This window comes from Verrucomicrobiia bacterium (assembly GCA_035765895.1).
Taxonomy (GTDB): domain Bacteria; phylum Verrucomicrobiota; class Verrucomicrobiia; order Limisphaerales; family DSYF01; genus DSYF01.
On sequence record DASTWL010000082.1, the window covers coordinates 16584 to 38146 of the forward strand.

The 21563-nt window shown below is 62.9% G+C and carries 12 protein-coding genes; all 12 read left to right on the top strand.

All coding sequences use genetic code 11. The features are described 5' to 3' along the window. Nucleotides 1-47 precede the first annotated feature (47 nt). Entirely contained in the window at nt 48-1796 is a 1749-nt protein-coding gene (gene urtB / locus VFV96_16175) for an urea ABC transporter permease subunit UrtB (protein HEU5071942.1), read from the top strand. Nucleotides 1797-1800: 4 nt separating this feature from the next. Beyond that, entirely contained in the window at nt 1801-2973 is a 1173-nt protein-coding gene (urtC, locus tag VFV96_16180; protein HEU5071943.1) for an urea ABC transporter permease subunit UrtC, read from the top strand. Further along, entirely contained in the window at nt 2970-3734 is a 765-nt protein-coding gene (urtD, locus tag VFV96_16185) for an urea ABC transporter ATP-binding protein UrtD (protein ID HEU5071944.1), read from the top strand. Before urtC ends, urtD begins: the two co-directional genes overlap by 4 nt. A 155-nt stretch (nt 3735-3889) precedes the next feature. Further along, nucleotides 3890-4654, top strand: coding sequence for an ABC transporter ATP-binding protein (locus VFV96_16190; protein ID HEU5071945.1), 765 nt, complete (start codon nt 3890-3892; stop codon nt 4652-4654). A gap of 12 nt (nt 4655-4666) precedes the next feature. Then, nucleotides 4667-5509: an urease accessory protein UreD gene (locus tag VFV96_16195; protein HEU5071946.1), complete on the top strand. Its 843-nt coding sequence runs from the start codon at nt 4667-4669 to the stop codon at nt 5507-5509. Between the two features lie 223 nt (nt 5510-5732). Continuing rightward, nucleotides 5733-6485: an urease subunit gamma gene (locus VFV96_16200; protein ID HEU5071947.1), complete on the top strand. Its 753-nt coding sequence runs from the start codon at nt 5733-5735 to the stop codon at nt 6483-6485. Between the two features lie 85 nt (nt 6486-6570). Next, entirely contained in the window at nt 6571-8286 is a 1716-nt protein-coding gene (gene ureC / locus VFV96_16205) for an urease subunit alpha (protein ID HEU5071948.1), read from the top strand. 324 nt (nt 8287-8610) lie between these two features. Continuing rightward, nucleotides 8611-9324 (top strand): urease accessory UreF family protein, encoded by a 714-nt coding sequence (locus tag VFV96_16210; GenBank protein ID HEU5071949.1) that lies wholly within the window; start codon nt 8611-8613, stop codon nt 9322-9324. 2 nt (nt 9325-9326) lie between these two features. After that, a complete protein-coding gene (ureG, locus tag VFV96_16215; protein HEU5071950.1) occupies nt 9327-10067 on the top strand; it encodes an urease accessory protein UreG in 741 nt (246 codons plus the stop codon). A 220-nt stretch (nt 10068-10287) separates the two neighbouring features. Next, nucleotides 10288-10839 carry an RNA polymerase sigma factor gene (locus tag VFV96_16220; protein HEU5071951.1) on the top strand — a complete coding sequence of 184 codons (552 nt, stop codon included), beginning with the start codon at nt 10288-10290 and terminating at the stop codon, nt 10837-10839. A gap of 14 nt (nt 10840-10853) precedes the next feature. Further along, nucleotides 10854-14609: a von Willebrand factor type A domain-containing protein gene (locus tag VFV96_16225; GenBank protein ID HEU5071952.1), complete on the top strand. Its 3756-nt coding sequence runs from the start codon at nt 10854-10856 to the stop codon at nt 14607-14609. 24 nt (nt 14610-14633) lie between these two features. Next, nucleotides 14634-21536 carry a hypothetical protein gene (locus VFV96_16230; protein ID HEU5071953.1) on the top strand — a complete coding sequence of 2301 codons (6903 nt, stop codon included), beginning with the start codon at nt 14634-14636 and terminating at the stop codon, nt 21534-21536. Nucleotides 21537-21563 lie beyond the last annotated feature (27 nt).

Genomic DNA, 21563 nt, shown 5'->3' on the forward strand with positions numbered 1-21563 from the left:
CCTCAACAGGGGCGGAGCCCGGCACTCCGCCCCTCTCTTTATTCCGCATGCCTTCCAAGTGCGCCACCATCCTGGCCTGGTGTTTGACCGCGTGGATCACCGCCGCAACGGCGGCCACACCCACGCCGGGCAACGACACGGCAATTCGTCAGAAGCTGGTGAAAGCCATTCTAAGCGATGGCACTGCTCAGCAAACATTGCTGCGCGAATTGGGCGACTCTGGCGCGAAGATTGTGCAGGACGTGTTGACCGCCTGGCCGCGCGACCAAATCATGCTTTACGAATGCGACGGCGCCAAAATTCCGGCGTTGCTGGGCGACGAGGAAGACGCCGACGGCAAGGTGGCGGCCGCGCGCATCGACACCGGCGAGCCGCTCAAGGATGGCAACGGTGTCCTGCTCCGCTTCAACGCGGCGGAGGTGACAACCGTCGAAACGGATGCCGTGTTGCGTCGCGCCATTCAACAGGTGCTGGACTCGCTGGCCTTGGCTGATCCCAATCCGGATGTGCGCCGCGCCGCGGTGTTGAAACTCGGCAATTCTCAGAAACCCCAATACCTCGACGTGCTGCAACAGCGGTTGCCGAAGGAGCCCGATGCAAATGTGCGCAAGAGCATCAATGAAGGCATCGCCCTGCTGCAGTTGGGCGACTCCAATGCGGTCGTGCAAATCGCCGCCGTGGAAGCCCTCGGCCGCATGAAGTCCATCGGCTGTTTGGACAATCTGAAACGCTTTGCCGCCGGCCCCGGGCTTACGCCGGCCGCGCGCCGGGCAGCGAACCACGCCATCAAGACGATTGAAGACCACATCGCGGCGGTGAATTTTTTTGGGACGGTTTTCCGCGGCCTCAGTCTGGGCTCCATTCTGCTGATCGTGGCGCTGGGGCTGGCCATTACTTTCGGCCTGATGGGAGTCATCAACATGGCCCACGGCGAGATGATTGCAGTGGGCGCCTACACCACTTATGTGATCCAAAATCTGTTTGGCGCCGGGTTTGGTTTTTCCATCACCCTGCCCTTCAATTTCGGGGGCAAACCCATCGCTTTCGGCCTGCACCTGCCCGGTCTGAATGCCACTGGTGCGTGGTATGAAAGTTACTTCCTGTTTGCGATTCCGTTCAGCTTCATCGTGGCAGCGCTGGCTGGATTGGTGATTGAACGCGTGGTTATACGCTTTCTCTACCGGCGTCCGCTTGAATCCCTGCTCGCCACGTGGGGCGTGTCGCTCGTCATGCAACAATTGTTCCGCATGGTGTTCGGTGCAAACAATGTGCAGGTCAGTTCACCGAACTGGCTGCTGGGCCACTTCGATTGGAACGATGTCATTTTCGGTTACAACCGCATCTTCGTCGTGCTCTTCGCCGGCCTCATCGTGGCGGGCACCTGGCTGCTGCTCGGACGCACGTCGCTTGGCCTGTTGATCCGGTCTGTGATGCAAAACCGCGACATGGCAGCCTGCGTTGGCGTGCGGACCACGCGCGTGAACATGCTGACCTTCGCCTTTGGTTCGGGACTGGCAGGACTGGCTGGCGCGTTCCTCTCGCAAATCGGCAACGTCGGTCCGAGCATGGGCCAGGACCACATCGTCAACGCGTTTATGACCGTGGTGGTTGGCGGTGTCGGCAGCATTGTGGGAACGGTTTTTTCCGCCGTGGGCATCGGGACGGCGGATCAAGTGCTGCAGCAGACCACGGGTTCACCGGTCACCGGCAAAATCGTCGTGCTGGTGGCGATCATCCTGTTTTTGCAGTGGAAGCCAGGCGGGTTGTTCTCCCTGCGCAGCCGCAGTCTCGACTGACTTCATGCAACGACGATTCTTCAACCACTGGGGCATGAGTCTGGCGGCGGTGCTGGCCCTCGTTTTCATTGTGGTCTTGCCGTGCTTAAATGCGTTCATGCCGGCCGGCAGCGTTTTGCACGTCAGTGATTTCACCATCAATCTCTACGGCAAATATCTGTGCTACGCGATTCTCGCGATCAGCGTGGACCTGCTATGGGGTTACACCGGCCTGTTGAGTCTGGGGCAGGCGCTGTTCTTCAGCCTCGGCGGCTACATGATGGGGATGCATCTCATGCGCATGATTGGCGATCTCGGACAATATCACCAGCCCATCCCCGACTTCCTCGTCTTTCTCGGGTGGAACAAGCTGCCGCCGTTCTGGAAGCCGTTCGCCAGCTTTCCGTTTGCCTTGTTGATGGTGTTCATGGTGCCGGGCGTGCTCTCGGCGGTCTTCGGTTACCTGGCCTTTCGGTCGCGGATTCGTGGCGTCTATTTTTCGATTCTCACGCAGGCCTTAACTTACGCGGCAGCGTTGCTCTTTTTCCGCAACAGCCTGCTCATGGGTGGCAACAACGGATTCACGGATTTCAAATTCATCCTCGGCCATGACCTGCGCGACCCGGCCGCGCAGCGCGGCCTTTACGTCGTCACGGGCATCACCCTCCTGGCGATTTTCCTGGGGTGCCGCTGGCTGAGCCGCACCAAGTTCGGTCTGGTGCAACAGGCCATTCGTGACCGGGAAAACCGCGTGCTGTTCAGCGGCTACGCAGCGGCGCATTACAAACTGTTTGTCTTCGTGCTGGCCGCCCTCATCGCGAGCATCGGCGGCATGCTCTATGTGCCCCAGGTTGGCATCATCAACCCCAGCGAAATGTGGCCGGACAAATCACTCGAAGCCGTCGTGTGGGTGGCCGTTGGCGGGCGCGGCACGTTGATCGGTCCGGTGCTGGGCGCGTTCGGTGTCAACGCGCTGAAGAGCTGGGCCACACGGGCATATCCGGATCTGTGGCTGATGTTTTTGGGCGGCTTGTTTGTGCTCGTCACCTTGTTCATGCCGAAAGGCATCGTGGGTCTGCCCGGACAACTGCTCGCTCTGAAACGACGTTATGGGGGCGCGCGGCGGGCGTCAGCCGAGGCTCCGCGCGCCGCTGCCAAAACCGCCCCGCACGCGGAAGAGGCGGTCGAAACCAAATGAGCGCCGGGCTGAAAAAATTCATCCTCACCATTGAAGGTGTCAGCAAGACGTTTGACGGCTTCAAGGCCATCAACAACCTGAATCTTTACATGGACGATGGCGAGCTGCGCACGATCATCGGACCCAACGGTGCGGGCAAGAGCACGATGCTGGATTTGATCACGGGCCGCACGCGCCCGGACAAGGGCACCATCGAATTCGGCCGTGACACGGACCTCACGCGCTTGAACGAATACCAGATCAATCGCCTGGGCATCGGCCGCAAATTCCAGACGCCGTCGGTATATGTGGATCACACCGTGTTCGAGAACCTCTGGCTTTCGCTGGAGGGCGCGCGCGGCGTTTGGAGTTCACTGTTTGCACGGGTGAAGCCGGCGCAGCGTGACCGCATTCACGATGTGCTCAAAACCGTTGGCCTGGCGGACAAGGCGGATCGCAAAGCCGGCCTGCTCAGCCACGGGCAGAAGCAATGGCTCGAGATCGGCATGCTCCTCGCGCAGAATCCGAAGCTGCTGCTGGTGGATGAACCCGCCGCCGGCATGACCGACGAGGAGACGCACAAGACCGGCGAGCTGTTGCTGGGCCTCGCCGGCAAACACAGCATTGTGGTGATCGAACATGACATGGTTTTCGTCCGCCAGATCGCCAGCAAGGTCACCGTGTTGCATCAGGGCAACGTCCTGTGCGAAGGCACCGTGGATCAGGTGCAGAACGACGAACGCGTCATGGAGGTCTATCTCGGGCGCAAGAAGAAGGCGTGAGTCCGCGTGATTGGTTAAATGAGCCACATGGTTGCATCATTAAATAAGTCCCGTCCGCGCGTCCTGGCCCTTCCGGCATCCGCCCGGGCCGTTTGCGCGAACGCGGCGCTTCACCCCGATAACTCATTTAATGCTCCCTTCTTTTCCACGTCGCCATGCTGACTCTCGTCAACATCTCTGTTTCCTACGATGGTTCGCGCATTTTGCGCGACGTCAGCCTGGATGTTCAGCCGGGGGAGGTGGTTTGTCTCATGGGTCGCAATGGCGTGGGCAAAACCACCACGCTGAAGGCCATCACTGGACTGGTGCGACCGGATCAGGGCGCGGTGAAGCTGGGTGGTGCGGATCTCACGGCGCTCAAACCCGATGCCCGCGCGCGTTCCGGCTTGGGCTACGTGCCGCAGGGGCGCGACATTTTTCCGAATCTCACCGTGTTGGAAAATTTGCGCATTGGCGCAGTAGCACAGGGGCGCAAGTTGAACGGGGAACTGGACCGCGTGTTCCAGTTGTTTCCTGTGTTGAAAGAAATGACCGGGCGCAAGGGCGGTGTGTTGAGCGGCGGCCAGCAGCAACAGCTGGCCATTGGCCGCGCGCTCCTGACCGACCCCAAAATTCTCCTGCTCGACGAACCGACCGAGGGCATTCAGCCAAACATCATCGATCAGATTGGCGAGACCATCAAACGCCTGCGCAGTGAAGGACTCAAGGGCGACGGCCACAATTACGTCGAGGAGGTGGAGGGTGCCATCAAGCAATTGCGCCGGGAGGGCCGGCTCGGCATCCTGCTCGTCGAACAATACCTGGATTTCTGCCTCGACGTGGGCGACCGTTTTTACGTCATGGACCGGGGCAGCATCGTGGCGAAAGGCAACATTGCCGAGCTGAATGAAGACATCGTCAAGCAACACCTCACTGTTTAGCCCTCGCCTCTCATGGTAGCGCCCGTCACCCTTCCGCCGGGAAAAGCCGGCCGCGCGGCGCTCGAGGTGCAACTGGTCTTTCGCAAAAGCACCGTGATTTCCGCTTTCGCCACGAGTCCCATGAAACTGCTGACGCCGCGTTCGCGCGGTGACAGCGTGTGGGCCTGCACGAGCAGTTTTGGCGGCGGCCTCGTCGCGGGCGACCAGACGAGTCTGGAACTCCAGCTCGGCCCGGAAACGTGCTGCTTCCTCGGCACGCAGGCTTCCACCAAGGTGTATCGCAATCCCGCCGCGTTGCCTTGCGGCCATGAAACCCGTGCCATCGTCGATAACGGCGCCGCTTTGGTCTTCGCGCCAGACCCCGTGCAGGCCTTCGCCGGGGCCAGCTACGCACAGCGACAGGAATTCAACCTCGCTTCCGATGCGAACCTTGTGTTGCTCGACTGGTTCACCTCCGGTCGCGCGGCGCGCGGCGAACGCTGGGCTTTCGCCCGCTTCAGCAGCCGCAACCAGGTGAACGTCGGCGGCAAAACGGTCTTCCTCGATTCGCTTGCGCTCGATTCCGCTGATGGCGACCTTGCCGCACCGCATCGCACCGGGCGTTTCAACTGCCTCGCCGTGTTGCTGCTCGTCGGGCCGAAGCTCCACGACGCCGCGCAGAAGTTGCTGGCTAAAGTCAGTGCCGCACCCGTGCCGCGCCAGGCCGCTCTGGTTTTTAGCGCCAGCCCGATTGCCGATGGCGCGGTGCTCCGCATCGCCGGCGAGCACGTCGAAGCGGTCGGGCGCGAACTGCACAAATACCTTGCCCCGCTGAACGCGTTCCTCGGCGACGACCCGTGGGCGCGCAAGTGGTGAGACAGGGAACCGCAAATGAATACGAATGGACGCGACTGGGATGGGGCGAAGAACTTCCGCCAGATCTTGGAGTGCGGCGCTCTTCTGCCGCTTTGGCATCACAGGCTCGCGGTAGGAAGTCGCCAGAGGGCTGACGCATTCCAAGCCGTTACCGCGCCATTCACGCTCCAATTGCATTTGAATTCGTTTCCCTCCGTGTTCATCTGTGATTGAAAGTCCGGATATGCACTTATCCCCTCGCGAACTCGACAAACTGACGCTGCACCAGGCGGGCTTCCTCGCGCAAAAGCGATTGGCCCGCGGCGTAAAACTGAATCATCCCGAAGCCGTCGCGCTCATTGCCACCGTGCTGCTGGAATCCATCCGCGACGGCAGGAGCGTCGCCGAGCTGATGAACCTTGGCCGTCAGTTGCTGGGGCGCAATCAAGTCATGTCCGGCGTGCCCGAGATGATTTACGACGTGCAAGTCGAGGGCACATTTCCCGACGGCTCAAAGCTCGTCACCGTGCATCATCCCATCGCCAGCGAGAATGGTGATTTGAAACTCGCGCTATACGGCAGCTTTCTGCCTGTGCCGGAACTTTCGCTTTTCGCACCCGCCGCTACCGAACCCATTCCCGGTTCGACGGAAATCAAAGATGGCGAGATCGAACTCAACGCCCGTCGTGTTACAGCAGAGTTGGCTGTCACGAATCTTGGCGACCGCCCGATTCAAGTTGGTAGCCACTATCATTTCATCGAGACGAACGGTGCATTGAGGTTCGATCGCGCGGCTGCCTACGGCAAACGCCTCGACATTCCGGCGGGCACAGCCGTTCGCTTTGAACCCGGCGAAACCAAAACTGTGAAGTTGGTTGAAATTGCTGGCAAGAAAGTCATTCGTGGCGGCAACAACCTCGCGAGCGGCAAAGTTTCCGCCGCTGGGAAGAAGGCCGCCTTGAAAAGGGTGAAGGCCAAAGGATTTGCAACCACATAAATTGGCCACAGAGGCACAGAGCACACAGAGCAAATTCATTTGGATCTCTGTGCCCTCTGTGCCTCTGCGGCAAAAATAATTTGCTATGTCCCACAAAATGAAACGCTCCCATTACGCCGACATGTTCGGCCCGACCACCGGCGACAAGGTCCGGCTCGGCGACACTTCGCTCATCGCGGAAGTCGAGAAAGATTTCACGGTTTACGGCGACGAATGCAAATTCGGCGGCGGCAAAGTCATCCGCGAAGGCATGGGCCAGGCCGCGGGCGTCGGCGCGAAGGACGCGCTGGATTGCGTCATCACCAATGCGCTCGTGCTTGATTACACCGGCATCTACAAGGCCGACATCGGCATCAAGAACGGTCTCATCTCCGGCATCGGCAAGGCGGGCAATCCTGATGTGATGGCGGGCGTGACCAAGGGCATGATTGTCGGCGTCACCACGGAAGTCATCGCGGGCGAAGGCCTCATTCTCACCGCGGGCGGGCTCGACACGCACATCCATTTCATTTGCCCACAGCAGGCGCACGAAGCGATTGCCGCCGGTCTCACCACGATGGTTGGCGGCGGCACTGGTCCGGCGGTCGGCACGTGCGCCACGACCTGCACGCCCGCGCCGAATTACATCCGCGAAATGCTCCGCGCGGTGGATGCGTTGCCGTTGAACTTCGGCTTTACCGGCAAAGGCAACACCGCGATGCCCGCCGGTCTCGCGGATCAAATCAAAGCCGGCGTCATCGGCCTCAAGCTTCACGAGGACTGGGGCACGACGCCCGCCGCGATTGATTGCTGCCTCGGCATCGCCGACCAGCACGACATTCAGGTGACGATTCACACCGACACATTAAATGAATCCGCGTTCGTTGAAGGCACAATTGCCGCGTTCAAAGGCCGCACGATTCACACGTATCACAGCGAAGGCGCGGGCGGCGGTCACGCGCCGGACATCATCCGCATCTGCGGCGAGCCGAACGTGCTGCCGAGTTCCACCAACCCGACGCGACCTTACACGGTCAACACGATTGACGAGCACCTCGACATGCTCATGGTCTGCCATCACCTCGATCCGAACCTGCCCGAGGACGTGGCGTTCGCCGAAAGCCGCATTCGCGGCGAGACCATCGCGGCGGAGGACATCCTGCACGACCTGGGCGCAATTAGCATGATGAGTTCGGATTCGCAGGCCATGGGCCGCATCGGCGAAGTCATCACGCGGTCTTGGCAGACGGCGGACAAGATGAAGCAGCAACGCGGTCGTTTGCCCGAGGAAGCCGGCGACAACGACAACGTCCGCATCAAGCGTTACCTCTCCAAATACACCATCAACCCGGCACTGGCGCATGGCATGGCGCACGTCATCGGTTCGATTGAAGTCGGCAAACTTGCGGATTTGGTGCTGTGGAAGCCTTCCATGTTCGGCGCGAAGCCCGAGATGGTGATCAAAGGTGGATTCATCGCGTGGGCGCAGATGGGCGATCCGAACGCGAGCATTCCGACGCCGCAACCGGTTTACATGCGACCGATGTTCGGTGCGTTTGGCCGCGCGACCGGCGCGACGAGCATCGCGTTCGTGAGCCAGCTCGCGAAGAAAGCGAACGTCGGCAAAGCCTACGGCCTGACGAAACAAGTCGTCGCCGTGAAAGGCTGCCGAAAAGTTGGGAAGAAGGATCTCAAGTGGAACAACGCGATGCCGAAGATCACCGTTGATCCGGAAACCTACGAAGTCCGTGCCGACGGCGAATTGCTGACGTGCGAGCCGGCGAAGGTGTTGCCGCTGGCGCAACGGTATAATTTATTTTAGCTCGTAGCAGCCGATGTGAGTCGGCTTAAACTCATGTCCCGCGCCAGAAAAAAAGTGAGGCGACTCACGTCGGCTGCTGCAAAAAGCAACGCTCGCCCTCACCCTGCCCCTCTCCCCCGGGGAGAGGAGGAAACGCCCACGGTGTCGCGTGATGGCGGAACTTTTCGGTTGAATCAGCCTTTTGCTGGGAAAGGCCCCAAAGCTGGATTTGCTAACGAAGCCGGTCAACCGCCGGCAAGCGCTTCAAAGCCGCTCCCTCTCCTGGGGGAGAGGATTGGGGTGAGGGCGGACGTAAACACGAACTCTCCGACTGCTCCTAGCGACTTGCTCCTCTGGCAAGTCGCGGACTCCGCGTTCCCAACGGGCGGCTTCGCGCATTCGGTCGGACTGGAAGCGGCGTGGCAGCATGGGGAAGTGCGCAACCGCGCCGAGTTGCTCGCCTTTCTCGAAACCAATCTGCACCAGCTTGGCCGCGCGGCGGTGCCCTTCGTGAACACGGCTTACGACAATCCGGAACGACTCGCGGAACTGGACGCACTTTGCGATGCGTTCCTCTCGAATCACGTCGCCAACCGCGCGAGCCGATTGCAAGGACGGGCATTTCTCACGGCGATGGAGCGCATTTTCCTGGAACGCGGCGGCCCGCAGCCGCAGCATTCCCGTAACGAAGGTGGACTGAGAAGTTCGGGCGTGCCCTTATCTGGCGGAGCCGCTGTGGCTGGGGACAGCCGCGCTCCCTTTGCGCATTTCGCGCCCGTGTTCGGCGCATGCCTGCGCGAACTTGCCATTCCGCGCGCCACCACCATCCGCCTGTTCCTCTTCAATCACCTGCGCAGCGGGTTCGCCGCCGCCGTGCGTTTGAACATCGTCGGTCCGATGGAAGCGCAGAGGCTGCAACACCGTCTCGCGCCGCTGGCGGAGGAAGTGGCCGCGCGTTCAGCGACATTCACGCTAGACGACCTCGCTCAAACCGCGCCGCTGCTGGATCTCTGGCAGGGCGCGCAGGACCGCTTGTATTCCCGTTTATTCCAAAGCTGAACATGAACTCACGATTGCTCCTTCATCTTCATTCCCACGGCGGCAACGGCCACACGCACGAACCGCTCGATCATCCCGGGCATTTTCACGAGCGCGAACGGACGCTGGACCGTGACTTTGCGCGGCGCGCGTTCACGGTCGGCATCGGCGGCCCGGTCGGCAGCGGCAAGACGGCGCTGACGCTTCAGCTCTGTCTGAAACTGCGCGAGCGGATGAACATTGCGGTCGTGACGAACGACATCTTCACGCGCGAAGACGGCGAATTCCTGACCAAGCACGGCGCGCTGCCGGCCGAACGCATCCGCGCGGTGGAAACCGGTGGCTGTCCGCATGCGGCGATTCGCGAGGACATTTCCGCCAACCTGCTCGCGCTGGAGGAATTGCACCGAAACTTCAATCCGGACCTGCTGTTCATCGAATCCGGCGGCGATAATCTGGCGGCGTGCTTCAGCCGTGAACTGGCGGATTTCACCATCCAGGTGATCGACGTCGCGGGCGGTGACAAAATTCCGCGCAAAGGCGGTCCCGGCATCACGCAGAGTGATCTGCTCGTCATTAACAAGACGGACCTCGCCCAAGCCGTCGGTGCCGACTTGGGAATAATGGATCACGACACCCGGCGCATACGCGGCGCCGGGCCGTTCGTGTTCGCCCAGGTCAAAAATGGCGTCGGCCTCGACGACATCATCGCGCACGTCATTCATGCGTGGCAGCACGCGTGCGGCGTCAGCCATTCGCATTAGCGCGCTTTCACCCCGTCACATCCGCATTGCGCTCCCCCCGGGACCGGCGCGGTCCGCTTTTTGCCTTCCTCCTCGCGCAACGGGTTGCCGGCGGAGCAAACTGCCGGCGAAAGCCGTCTAAGAAACCGCCGCCTGGCGTGTCGTCTTCCTTGTGAGCAGCGACGTTTCGATGCTGGCCATCAGGCTGCCACGGCGGTGGATGCGGGAAAATCAGCAAGGCATGGCTGCGGGCCAACCAGATAAAACGAGCGTGCAATCGCCCGAAACGATTGAAGCGCTGTTTGCTGCCCTCGAATCCCCGCTGTTGAGCTACGCCCTGCGCCTGACGGGCGAACGAAACGTCGCGGAAGACCTGGTTCAAGAAGCGTTCATGAAGCTGCACGCCCAGTTTGACGAAGTGCGCGAACCGCGCCGCTGGCTTTACCGCACGGTGCACAACCGCGCGCTGAATCATCGCCGCAACACGGCCAAACTCACGCCGCTCCAGCCGGAGCGCGGCCCGGCCGAAACGCCGGCGCCCGATCCGGCCGATCCGCAGCCGTTGCCGGATGAACAGATTGCGCGCCTCGAAGGCATTGGTCTGGTGCGTTTGAGCCTGGCCGCGCTGGACGAACGCAGTCGTGAAATTGTCCGGCTCAAGTTCAACGAGGACCTTTCCTACGCGGAAATCGGCCAGCGTACCGGGTTGAAGGTCGGCCACGTGGGTTACCTGCTGCATCACGCGCTGAAACGCATGGCCGCCGAGCTGGCCAAAACGGGAGTGATGCCATGAACCCGGAGCCGCCCATGAATCCCCGCGAAGAACTGGAACTGCGCGTCACGGCGCTGTTGCTGGGTGAATTGTCCGAGGCGGAAGCGGCGGCTGTGCGCGCAGTGCTGGCCCGCGACGCGGAACTGCAAAAGCTCCACGACGATCTCAAGCAAACCATCCAGTTGGTGCGCGAAGCCGGCGTGGCGGATGCGGAATCGATGGCGGAACCGGCCGGGCCGCTGAAGCTCGCGGATGAGCGTCGCAAATCGCTGCGGGCCGCCTTCGTCATCCCGCCGTTGAAACCCGGGACCGTCAAGGGAGAGACCGGATTATCCTACCGTTTACTCGCTGTCCTGGCTGTTCTGGCGATTGTCGGCCTGCTCGCATCGATGCTCATGCCGGCCTTGAGCAAGTCCAAGAGCAGGGCCCAGTCCGTGGCCGTGCTGAACAATCTCCGGCAGTTGGAGCAGGCCAAACAGATGTGGGCCGAGGACAACCAGAAGGCCACCGGTGCGGCCCCGACCCTGGAGGATTTGAAGCCCTACCTCGGCGGGCGAACCGGCCTGCCGACGGTTGGTGGCGAGAAATACATTGCCGGGAAAGTGGGTGAACCCGTGGCGGTGGAACTGGATGCCAAACAGGCGCAGCGTAATTTCGCCCGGCTCGCTTCCAAGCCGCCGGCTGCGGATCAGAACGGCCGGGTGGTGCAACTCAGGCCGGACGGACGGCTGGCTTACGCCGCCAGAAACCCGCAGTCGCCGCCGACTGGCACCGCTCAAGAGACGCCTTGGAATGCGTCGGTCGCATTGCGTGGCTTTTATGATGACAACGCTGCATCCGCGAATTCGGTGGAGGCCAAACCGCCCACGACCGTCACCGCCTTGAACCCCGAACCCAAGCTGGCGCCGCCGCCGACGGAAATCGTCCTGCCACATCCGGATTCGACGCCCGTGTGGGATGGCTTCGCATCGACGAACAGCCTTTTGGCCGGCGCTGATTTTGCCGCGACAGGCGAAGGTTTGAGCGGCGGGAACCGTGACGGCGATTTGGGCGTGAAGCGCAAGGACGCGGCGACGGCGACCACGGGCGATTCGACCCTGGCGAAGTCTTACGATCGCTCCATCACCAGTGCAGGGAGTCTCGCTGACGCTGAACGGGCGCGCCGGCCCCGGGCTTTTTCTTGGGAATTCGGAGCGCAGCCGGGGTATGCTGGCTTGCCCGCTTCGACGACCTCCCCAAATGAAAGTGACTCGCTTGCCGCCGCCGTGCCGGCGCTGGGTGATGTGCCGGCGGTGGGCGGGCTCTACCGGAACGGCCCGCCGTCCGCTTCGCCTGCAGCTGGGCAGGCGGTTTCGTCGCCGAATAAATCCGAAACAGGAACCGCAACGGGCGGCGGCAATGTTTACGCAGGCCCCGCTGTGGTTGGTTACGTTGACGCGAGCAAACCCGCGTCAACATCCGGTTTTGCAATGGCCCTTCAACCCCCGGCCTCGCAAACGCGCCGAGCAGGAGTGGTTACAGCTGTCGCGGATGAAGCCACCCGCTCTCTCGTGCAAGACGGGAAGGCTTTGTATGACGCAATGAAGCATGATGAAATCGATGCCCAATTGAAGAAGGCCACCGTGGTCGAGCCCGGCATCCAGACTGCCAGCGATTATTCAAGTCTGCGGGAGGAACAGCGTGATGCCAGCGCACAGAGCAAAGTCGAACAATTGACCAGACCACACGCCGATCAATCCCGTTTGGAACAGCAGCACCAACTGGATCAGTTGGTGTCGCAACAAAAAATCCATGAGGCCCGACTGGCGGCCGAAAAAGTGGACGTCGCTCTGCCAAAATCCGGGATGGTGGAGATTATGAATCGGGCGGTTCCTCCTTCGACATCGGAGAAGGGATTTTTGGGACGAATCAGCGATGCTTTCCACGGCGGCTATCAAGCGACGGCCACTGTTACGGCGGAGCGAACAGCGCCAGACATTACCGCGTTCTCCGGTTCCCGGTCCGGCGGGGTATATGATCCCTATTTCGTGCAAACCGAATTCGAGGCCATCAAATCCGAAGCCGTTTTGACGAACGCCGTCCATCAGCTCGGCTTGGCGAACAAATGGGGCGTCGATCCAACCGAAGCGCTCGCGCGGTTGCGTCGCCGGATCGAACTGAAAGCCAAACCCAATTCAACGTTCATTGACATCTCCGTCAAAGACGGGGATCCGAAAGAGGCGGCGGCAATTGCGAACGCCGTGGCGGAGGGATACCTGGAGTGGCGCCTGACCCAGACTCGTGAAGCGTCTGAAACAGGCATCAAGGCCCTTGCACAACGTTTCGCAGAAAATCAAAAAAAGATTGAGGCGGCGCAACGCGAGTTGGCGGCGCTCAAGGGAAGCGGTCAGCCAACGAACGCGTCCCAGCGCATTGACGCACCGCTGCCGCGCCCGCCCGCCACAAACGCGCCGATTCCGCAGCCGGAGGTTCAGACGGGCGACAATCCGTTTTCCACCTTCTCGCTGAACGTCAGCGATGTCTCGTTCAAGCTGGCGGCGGCGAGCCTGGAGCGCGGGCAATTGCCCGATCCCGCGTCGGTGCGCAGCGAGGAGTTCATCAATGCCTTCGATTACCGCGATCCGGAGCCAGCGGCGGGCGCGCCGATTGCCTTCGCCTGGGAGCGGGCGCAGGATCCATTCGCCCACAACCGCGATCTGCTGCGCTTCTCGCTTAAGACCGCGGCGGCGGGCCGGCCGGCCGGGCGCCCGTTGAACTTGGTGCTGTTGCTCGACAATTCCGGTTCGATGGAGCGCGCCGACCGCGTGCAGATCATCCGCGAGGCGTTGCGTGTGCTGGCCACTCAGTTGCAGCCGCAGGACAAACTGAGCGTGGTCACCTTCGCCCGCACGCCGCGGCTGTTTGCGGACGGCGTGGCCGGCGACCAGGCGGGCGGCGTGTTCGAGCAGGTCGGCGGACTCACGCCACAGGGCGGGACGAATCTCGAAGAGGCGATGAACCTCGCCTACCAGACCGCCCTGCGCCATTACCTCGCGGGCGGCATCAATCGCGTGGTGCTCCTCACCGACGGCGCCGCCAATCTCGGTGAGGTGAATCCCGCGACGTTGCAGCAAAAGGTTGAAGGTTATCGCAAACAAGGCGTCGCGCTCGATTGTTTCGGCATCGGCTGGGAGGATTACAACGATGACCTGCTCGAAGTGCTTTCCCGCAACGGCGACGGGCGTTACGGCTTTCTCAATTCACCCGCAGAGGCGGCCTCCGAGTTCGCCGGGCAACTGGCCGGCGCGTTGCAGGTGGCGGCATCGGACGTGAAGGTGCAGGTGGAGTTCAATCCGCGCCGTGTGACGGCGTATCGGCAGATTGGTTACGCCAGGCATCAGCTCACCAAGGAGCAATTCCGCGACAACACGGTGGATGCCGCCGAAATCGCCGCGCAGGAAGCGGGCAATGCGCTTTACACGGTGGCCGTGAATCCCGCGGGCGAAGGTCCGCTCGGCACGGTGCGTGTGCGTTACAAGGTTCCCGGCACTACGGATTATCGCGAGCAGGCGTGGGACGTGCCCTATACCGGCAGCGCCCTGTCGCTCGACCAGGCCAGCCCGGCCATGCGGCTTGCCGCGACGGCCGCCGCATTTTCCGAGTGGCTGGTGGCCAGTCCCTTTGCCGGCGACGTCTCACCGGCGGCGTTGCTGCGGTATTTGAACGGCGTGCCGGAAGTATTTGGCGCCGATTCCCGTCCAAAGAAGCTGGAGTGGATGATTCGTCAGGCGAAAGCGGTTTCCGGGCAATAAATCCAACGCAAAGCGGGGTTCCTTATGAAAACAAAACTCGGCGTCGTGACGCTGGCCTTCACGCTGTTTCTCCCCATGGTGGTGAGCGCCCAAATCAAACTGACCGGGTTGAAAATATTCGGCGTCCGGGCCGATGGCACCCGCGACAGTTCGGCGTGGGACACCTTGGAAGGCGGCCAGTATTGGGGAGCTTACCTGTTCAGCGGGACGGCCCAATCGCCGAAGTTTTTGAACGGCGGCGCCACGGACGATTCGTTGAATCCCAAGGTCGAACTGAAACCGGGCACCTACACCTTTGGCTTTGCCGGCGACAGCGTTCCCGATCCGGGCGCGACCCTGGAATTGTGTTTCAACGATAACCCGGCGAGCCGGATCAGCGTTACGGCGCAGAAAGAAAGGCCGGGCCTGTTTTCCGGAACGACCACTTTCAGCACGGGCGAAACAATGGTCACGGTCACCGCGATGCAACTCCTCTCGCCGCCGGTGGACCTCGTCGGTCCGAATGAAACCAAACCCAACGGTTCGCTCGACACGGCCGGGACGTTCACGCTGGTCGTGAGCTCAAAACATCCGTCGCCCGCCGCGCCCGTCGCGTTGACCGATTTCAACCTCGTCGGCGATCTGGGTTCCAATCGGGCGGAATTCACACTGACGGCCACCGCTTCCGTGGACAATCCGAAAGGCGGTTCGCTCGAGCTGCTTTCCGGTGCCGTTGCGCTCACGGAAATGGGCGCGCATCCGCAGTGGGATTTGCAGGTCGATCAGGGCCGCTACGTCGCGGTGTTCAAACGCGCCGGCAAATTCGCGCTGCAGTTCAAGTTCGTGGCGGCGGTGAGTCAGGGCGGCAATTGGAACCGGGTGAACTTCCGCGTTGCCCCCGGCGCCGTGCAGCCGGTGGTGTTGCAAGGCCTGGGTGCCGACACGCAATTCGCGTTCGTTGGCGCCGCCCGACCGGAACGCCGGACCAACGATTTCGTCAGCTTCCTGCCCGCCGATGGCACGGTAAATCTGGCGTGGCAGGAGGCGCGCAAGGCGGAAGAAGGCCGGCTGTTTTACGCAGCCGAGATGTGGTCGCAGGTCACCTTCAGTCCCGGCCTGATGCGGCAGACGGGGTTGCTCGACTTCAAAGTCATGCAGGGCGAACTCAGCCAGGTGGCGCTGCTGCTCACCGGGGCCGGCGAGGTCACCCGTGTGCAGGGGAGCGAAGTGCTGGGCTGGACGGTTGAACCCGCTCCGTCCGGGGCCGGTGTGTCAGGCGACGCCACGCTGCCACGGCGGCTCGTGGTGCGCTTGAACCAGCCGCAAAAGGACGCGTTCCGCTTGCAGGTGCAGACGCAGACCCCTTTGGGGGCCTTTCCACAAACGGCCACGGTGATGCAGATTCAGCCCGAAGGAGCGACACGGTTCGCGGGTTACGTGCGCATCGTGAACGAGGGGGCCGTGCGGCTGGAAATCGCGCAGGCGAGCGGCCTGTCACAGATTTCCCCGGAACAATTTCCCGAGAACGACGCGACGAAGGCGGCGTTTCAGCCAACGGGACACCAACGGTTCGCCTACCGCTTCTCCAGTCCCGGCTACGCCGTGCGGGTGCAGGCGGACCAGATTCAGCCTGAGCTGACGGTTTCCGAAGTGCTGGCGTATCATCATGGTGAGAACGAGCTCGCGATCGACGCCGAACTCGAACTTGAAGTCCGTGAAGCGCCGTTGCGCGAATTGCGGTTGCGGATTCCGGCGGGATTCGCCGTTGCGCGGCTCAATGCGTCAGGTCTGAGTGATTACTTCGTCAGCGCGCCGGGGGCGTCCGGTGAAGAACCAGCCGATCCCGCTTCCGCCACGCTGCGCCTCGTTTATGGCCAGCCCGTCACCGGCCGGCAGGTCGTGCAGCTCCGGCTCGAACGCAACCAGCCGCTGGGCGAAACGAACTGGGTGCTGCCGCGCATCGAGGTGAGCAATGCCCGGTCCGTGCGCGGGAACGTCGGCGTCGCGACGGCGGCGGGCTTCCGTTTGTCGGCCGAACGCACGCAGGGTTTGACGGAAATCGCCCCGGCCTTTTTTCCCGGCAAGGTGCCGAACCTGCAGGCGGCGTTTCGCCTGAGCGATCCAGACTGGCGCGCCACAATGCACATTGAGCGGCTGCCCCAGACGGTGCAGGCGGACGGCCTGCACCTGTTCTCCATCGGCGAGGGCGTTGCCTACGGCAGCAGCGTGATGAATTATTCCATTTCCGGCGCGCCGCTTGCCGCGTTGCGCGTGGAACTGGCGGATGAGTATTTCAACGTCGAGTTCACGGGAAAGGACATCCGCAACTGGCAGAAAACCACGAACGGCTACCTCGTGCAGTTGCAATCGCCGGTCGCGGGCGCCTACACGCTGCTGGCCACCTACGAACGGCCGTTCAAGGCGCAGGGCGAAACGCTCGCCTTCACCGGCGCCCGGCCGCTCGACGCGCAGTCCGAGCAGGGCTACACGCTCGTGGTCAGCGCCTACCAATTTCAGGTGAAGCCCGCCGCGCTCTCTTCCGCGCTGCTGCCGCTGGAGCCGGGCGAGGTGCCGGCCGAATACCGCCTGTTCTTCGACGCCCCGATCCTGGCAGCGTATCACTACAACGCCCGACCGTTTGATTTGAAGCTCGCGCTCAGTCCGCTGGTGCAGGGGGATTCCATCAGTCTCGTGGTGGACCGCGCGGCTCTCGTCACGCGCATTTCCAAGGAAGGCCAGGTGTTGACGGACGCGAGTTATTTTTTGAAGAACCGGGGCAATCCCAATCTGCGCCTGACGCTGCCGGCCGGGCTGGCGTTGTGGACGGCCCGCGTGAATGACGCCGCGGTAGTGCCGGTCCAGGACGGCGACGCCAGTCTCATCCCGCTGCCGCAGCGCGCGGACCCCAACGCAATCGTCAAATTGAATCTCAAGCTCGCGGCCAAATCTGCCACGGCGCAACACGTGACTGTGACGGCGCCCAGCCTCAACGCGCCGGTCATGCTGGCCGAATGGAAGCTCGAGCCCGATGCCGGACAACGACTGTTGTTTGAGCGCGGCTCGCTCACGCCGGTCGGCGGCGTCCCGGACGTCTCCGGCTTCGCGCAGGCCGCGCGGATGGCGCATCCGGACCACGGCGGACGGCTGATCACGGCGCTCGTGAGCGTGGGGGTGCTTCTCCTCGCCGGCTTATTGGTCTGGCGTTGGGCGGCCGGCGAAGGCGTCAGCCGCTTCAGTCTGCGGCACCTCGGCGGAGCATTGATTGGCCTTGTGGCGTTCGTGGCGGCGGGCGTCATGTTGAGCGGAATCTTCCAAGCCGCGGCGGACTTTCGGGCGGTGGTGCCATCCGACGTTGCGTTTCTGGCGCCGGTGCAGCAGGCCGGCAGCGCGCTCAGTGTGACGGTGACAAATCTGAATGCGGCGACCGCCGGGGCTGGCTGGGGGGCCACCCTCTTGCTCGCGGTGGCTGGAGCTGCGTTGTGGATCGGCGCATGGTGGTCGGTTTCCCCAGCCAAAAAAATCATGCTGGGCGCCCTTGGTTGGACGTTGCTGGCCTGGGCGGCGCTGCGGCTGCCGAATGGGCTGCCGTGGTTTCTGGCGATGCTGATTCTCTTCGCGCTGACCCGGGTGCTTTGGCCCGGACTGCGGCGGCTCTGGGCCGTGCCTGCCAAAGCAACGCTGCCGGCCGGCACGAGCGCCCCCGCGGTTGCAGCATTGCTGGTCGCCAGCTTGTTGTGGCTTGGCACGGGTTGCGCCATGACCGCGCGGGATGCGTCCGCGCCGTCGTCCCTCGAATCAGTGAGCCAGCAGATCCAAATTGAGGACGGCTTTGCGTTGGTCACTGCAAAGCTGCACTGGCAGACAGGCGCGGGCCGCGTGTTGCCGCTGTTGTCCGAACCGGGTGTGCTAACCCAGGTAACTTACCCGCAGCCGGCGCTGGCGTTGGTGGAAACGGTGACGGATGGCCGGCGCGTCCAGCAACTCGAAGCCCGGCGGGCGGGCACCTACGACATCACCCTGCACTATCAGTTGCATGTGTCCGAGAGTTCCGGGCAAAGCACGATTGCGCTGCCCACGCCTGCCGGACTCATCAACCGGCTCGCGGTCACCGTGACCGGTCTCGACGTGGATGTGTTTTCGCCGCAGGCCGTGTCGCTTCAGCGCGAACTGGCGGGCAGCAACACCGTTGCCGCGCTCGTGCTGGCGCCGGCGGCCCAGGTGTCGATTGGCTGGAAACCCCGCAGTCGCGATGTGAAGCGCGAGAAAGCCGTGTTCTACGCTGAGACGTCGCAACTTTACGTGCCCGCGGCGGGCGTGATCGAAGGCGTGCACCGGGTCACGCTCCGTCCCGCGCAGGGCGAACTGAACGAGCTGATCTTCGACGTTCCGAAAGGGGCGACCGTGACCGATGTGACGGACGGCAGCACGCCGAAGAACGCGTCGTCGCTCGTCGCGCTCTGGCGCTTCGATCCGGACACGCGCAAGCTGCGCATCACCTTGAGCCAGCCGCAGTCGCGCCCGTTCACGGTGCTCGTGCGGTCACAAATTCCGGCGGGCACGCTGCCGTTTCAGCAGTCGGCCGGTTTGCTGGCGGTGGAACAGGCGGCGAACCAGATTGGCGTGCTGGGCATCGCCACCGGCAACGAGGTTCAACTCGACAACGTCACGGCGGAAGGACTCGCGCCCATCAATCTCGAGGATTTCCCGGGCGACGTGACCGGCCCGCTCGCGACGCAGGTCGCCGGGTTGACAGTGCGGCGGGCCTTCCGTTACTCGGATCCGGGGGCCACCGTTTCGCTGCAGGCCTCGCCGGTGGAACCCGACGTGCGCGTGGAAACGCAGGACACGCTTTCGCTGGGCGAAGACCGCACGGTGCTCGCGGCCGATGCCAAGGTGGACATTTCGCGTGCGGGCATCTTTAAACTGAGCTTTGTGCTGCCGGCTGGTTTTGACGTGGAGGCCATCAGCGGCGATGCGTTGAGCCACTGGAGCGAATCCAAAACCGACGCGGGCCGGATCATCACGCTGAACCTGCGCGGCAAGACACTCGGGCCACAACAGTTCGCCATCAGCCTGGCGGGTCCGGGGGTCAAGGCCACCCGCCTCGCCGGAGCGTGGCCCGTGCCGCAATTCAGCCTGCGCGCAGCCAGCAAGCAGCAGGGCACGTTGCTCATCGTGCCGGAACAGGGGATGCAACTGCAGGCCGCCGCACTGGACGGACTCTCCCTGCTCGACCCGCAGCGCGCCGGCATCCGGCAGAAAGGCGTGCTGGCGTTTCGCATCTTGCAGGCGCCGTGGAAACTGGCGCTCGACATTGAACAGGTCGAGCCGTGGGTGCAGGTGACCAGCCTGCAGCATGCGAGCGTCAGCGAAGCGCTCGTGAAGGTCGCGGCCAATTTGCAGTATGAAATTGAGAACGCCGGCTTGAAATCGTTGCGCGTTTCCCTGCCCACCAACGCCGGGAGCGTGCGCTTCGCCGGCGATCTGGTGACGGATTTCCTGCGCGTGCCCGGCCCGGTGGAAAACGGTCTGCAAGCCTGGGAGGTGAAACTCGAGCGGCGCATCATCGGGGAGCATCTGCTGCGGGTCACGTATCAGACGGCCATCCCGGAACACGCCACGGAAACCGTGCTTCGCGGCGTCCGGGCCGACGCCGTAAATTTGCAGCGCGGCTTCGTCACCGTGCAGGCCGGCGGCCGTGTGCAGGTCGGCGCCGAACCGGCGGGAACGGCGTTGCAGCCGACCGAGTGGCAGAGCATTCCACGCACCCTGCAACAGGGGCTGGTGGCGGCGGCGGCCAATTACACATTCCGCCTGGCCGATCCGGCGTTTGCACTGACGCTGAAACTGGACCGCCACGAAGCCGTCAAGCTGCTGCCCGCGCGCGTGAATCGCATCACGTTCAATTCGGTGATTTCCGACGCCGGCGTGATGCTGACCCAGGCGCGATTGGAAATGTCGCCCGGCGACAAACGGCTGTTGTCCGTCAAGCTGCCCGCGGGAGCGCACTACTGGTTTGCGTTCGTCAATCAGAACGGGGTGTGGCCGTGGCGCGATCAAGATGCCCTGTTGATCCCGCTCGAAAAGCCGTCAGCCGATCACCAGCCCGTGCCGGTGGAAATTTATTTCAGCAGCCAGGTTGGCCAGCCCGGCGCGGGCCGTTTGGATCTTTCCCTGCTCGCGCCGAAGTTCGATTTGCCGCTCGAAAACATCACCTGGCGGGTCAGTCTCAGTGAAAAGTGGCGGCTGCAGGACTGGACGGGCACGTTGCAGCTTCAGGACCAGCAGGTCGCCCCGGTGGCGGCCACGCTGGATCTGACGCATTACCTCGCGGAAGAGGCGGCGCAGCAGGCGCAAAAAACACAGCAGGCCGAGCAGATGCTTTCGCTGGGCAACACTGCGCTGGCCCAGGGCGACCCCCAGCAGGCGCGGCGGGCCTTTCAAGCGGCGTTTGGTTTGAGCGCGCATGACGACGCGTTCAATGAAGATGCGCGCGTGCAGTTGCATAACCTGAAGCTCCAGCAGGCGTTGCTTGGGCTGAGCGTGCGACAGGCGGCCGCGGCGGGCGACGCCGGCCCGCTGCTTGGCCGGTTCCGCAGCCCACGCGGCGGTCCGGAATTGAACTACACCCAGCAGGACGCCCGGCAGATCATCGAGGCCAACTCCGCCGAGGACAACAGCGCCTACCTGCGGCTCGCGGAAAAACTCGTGCAACAACAGGACGCCGCCGTGAACAGCGCGAGCGCCATCCGCGCCAACATCCCGGCGGAAGGCCGGGTGCTGACGTTTCAACGCGCCGTGGCCGTGGATCGCGAGGCGGATTTGCACCTCGGGCTGGAGGTGCAAGCGGTGACCGCCGCCTCGTGGAGCGTAAGAGCCTTGATTCTAGGAGCAACTCTGCTGGTCCTGGGGATGGTTGGCTGGGGTGCCCGTTCGCTGCGGAGGTGAGGGGCCTGCCATTCTTCGCCCGGGAGT